Origin of the sequence: Spirulina sp. CCY15215, assembly GCF_016888125.1 — a bacterium.
GTDB lineage: Bacteria > Cyanobacteriota > Cyanobacteriia > Cyanobacteriales > Spirulinaceae > CCY15215.
This window is the reverse complement of sequence record NZ_JACSWA010000414.1, coordinates 1-2,705: the sequence shown is the minus strand read 5'-3', so window position 1 is coordinate 2,705 and position 2,705 is coordinate 1. Positions and strand designations below refer to the sequence as shown.

3 protein-coding genes are annotated in these 2,705 nt (G+C 45.5%); all 3 read right to left on the bottom strand.

Annotated features, from left to right (window positions below):
• Positions 1-93: 93 nt before the first annotated feature.
• Positions 94-849 carry a DUF928 domain-containing protein gene (locus JUI58_RS11830; protein ID WP_204103993.1) on the bottom strand — a complete coding sequence of 252 codons (756 nt, stop codon included), beginning with the start codon at positions 847-849 and terminating at the stop codon, positions 94-96.
• Positions 850-948: 99 nt separating this feature from the next.
• The gene (locus tag JUI58_RS11825; RefSeq protein WP_204103992.1) at positions 949-1,635 is read right to left on the bottom strand and encodes a MotA/TolQ/ExbB proton channel family protein; all 687 of its coding nucleotides are present in this window, start codon (positions 1,633-1,635) and stop codon (positions 949-951) included.
• 230 nt (positions 1,636-1,865) lie between these two features.
• Positions 1,866-2,705 (bottom strand): RNA-guided endonuclease TnpB family protein (locus tag JUI58_RS11820; RefSeq protein ID WP_204103991.1); only part of this gene is annotated, 840 nt, incomplete at its 5' end.

The window sequence follows — 2,705 nt, the reverse complement described above, 5'->3', positions numbered from 1 at the left end:
GCATATTTGAGCGTATAGCGGCGTTTTGACCACGCCTGTAAGAGTCCATTACTGGGCTACTTCCGAATCCCCGTCTCTTTAGAGCGGGGAGGGTCAATCTGATACTTGCAATTCCGGCACTGGAATTTTCAGAAGCATTTCGAGAAGGCCATCGTAGCTGCTGAAATCCAGTGCGGACAGAAGTTCTCGCCATTGGTTTAAAACTTGACGGTTCTGGGGATAAGTTCGACGCAGTTCCATTGCTTCGGCGATCGCGTCGCTCCATAGTCCAGCGTCTTGATAGGATTGCACCAGAGCGAGATGCTCCTCTAAGGTAGGTTCCCTTTCGACAAGAGTTTCTGGTAATACTTGTCGTAACATTCCGCGAACATAAATCTCTACCACTTCTCCTTCATTCTCTTGGGGATCCCTTTCAAAACCGCAATCGATTACAAATTCCCACTCATAATCTTCACCAATTTGCAGAATATTTTCCGGAAGGCGAATGCCAATAAATTCTTGAGTGCGTCCCACTGCCCGAGTTGTTTTGTAAACTACGTTTTCCTCTGAATCTCTTAAGAAAAATGTAGCAGGATGAGCTTTATCGAGTTTAGGTACTGCTATATAGAGTAATGGCTGCTTTTTAGCTGTAACACCGAGGTTATTAATAGGATTCAAGAGAACTAACTGGGTACCACTCCTGGCACAATCGTCCCCACTTCGCGTTCCTCCACCGACGCGATCGCTTGGAAAATTACTGCGATCATCATTTTTTCCTTGAGAAAGAGCGGGCATGATGGCAAAGGTAGAGAGGGAGTAGAATGCAATCCCCAAATACAGCCCCGCATTTTTAAAAATCATCTTGGTCATAGTCTGGAATTCTCAAATAGCTTAATTTCCATTCTAGACAATGAATTGAACGCTTCCCAACCAAATCAAAGATTATGGGTCGGGACTGCCCTCGACATTTTATTCAATAAATTTTTTTGAGCCTTCAAAGGAGGTTGCTTCAATAGTGTATGGGGGGGTTTCTACTGCTAAGTATTTCTGGTGATAGAGAACTTCAAGATCACTACCTGCTTTGCGAAACACGCGGATCTGACCGAATAAAAAGGCTTGAAAAAGGCGGTAGAATGCCAAACTCACGATCGCCACCACCAAACCTGCGGCGGTAGAAATGAGGGATTCGCCAATTCCGAGGGTGACACCTGCTGTTGCTGCGGTTCCTAAATCGCTGATCCGAATTTCCCCAAGGGAATTAATTAATCCCAATACTGTCCCCAATAAGCCTAAAAGAGGAGCGAGGGCAATAACCGCTTCTAAGATTTTATCCCCCCGTCGCATCAATGCTAATTCATCATCTGCCGCCGCTTCCATTGCTAAATGAAATACCTCGGGTTCGGGATTGTTTAATTGTAGGGGAGCATAAAGGAATCGCCCCATAGGATGATCGCGGTAGTCTTTGGCAATTTCTACCGCAGCATCCCAGTTACGATACACGGCTTCCATAACACTAGAAAGAATTTGCCGTTCTTGCAGGAGAACCCGACCCCAAAACCAGAGACGGTCAAAAATGGCTCCCATTGCTAAAATCGAGAGAAACAAGAGTGGCCAAATTGCAATACCACCTTTATCGATAATGTCTTCAAAGGTCACAGTTTTTCTGTCCTCCTAACCCGCGCATTCCATTATATTGTCTAATCTTCTCGCATTTCTGGCGCGGTAATTCCCATAGCAGTCTCATCGGCATATTTTTTATAGTCTCGCAAATAAAGTGTATTGGCATTGGTGATCGCTTTGACGCTTTCATGAACTACCCCACCGTGTAGACGGGTGGGGTTTCAGTAATCCCAACATCGTCTGTACGGCGAGAGTTTAATCGCTTCTTACTTGGTTGGATAAGCTGAGGAAACCTCAGCATCCCCCAAGCGCTTCTTCTGCCCAAGTTGCGTCATCCCACCCGTATGAGTACGAGGAGAATCAGTAGAGCTAGAGCATCGACGACTAACGAGGTTCGTTCCCACCCCCGGTTGCTGACCAGCAGCGACATTCCACATCACCATCACAGAGCTTTTATCCCTGCCCATTTCAAATCCGCAATGATCGCAAACATGATAGCGGTTGCTGAGATTTGCCCAATCCTTGTGAACTTTTCCACAGTTGGGACATCGCTGAGAAGGTTTCACTTTGCGAGTATTAATGGTTAAATGAACGCCACCTTTAGCAACAATTTTATAAACAATCAGTTGATTTAAAGTCCCAAAACCCACGTCAAGAAGCGAACGATTCAGCCCTGCTTTTTGACGTTTTCGTTTTCCCTTCTTTGCCTTTCTAGTCATCCCCTTAACATTGAGCTTTTCCGTCACGGCGATGTCATAACGACTCGATAAATCTGTCGTGACTTTGTGCTGCCAGTCTCGGCGAACTCTGGACTGTTTGGCTTTAAGTTTGGAAATTTTCTGTTGGGATTTTTTCCATCGGTTTGAGGCTTTCTGTTGTCCTCGAATCGGACGGCGTTTACGGCGTAATGCTTTAGAAGCAGCACGAATTTTGGGGGCAAATTCTCGATCAAAACGAGGATTATCAATTTCCTCAAAATTCTCTCCATCAAAACAAGTTAATGCTGTCGCCGTTCCTAAATCAAAGGCAACCATTGACTGTACGGACGTTACATGTAACGTCCCTACCGGGGACTGGCTGCCAAATAGACAAGGGATTTCTTCTAC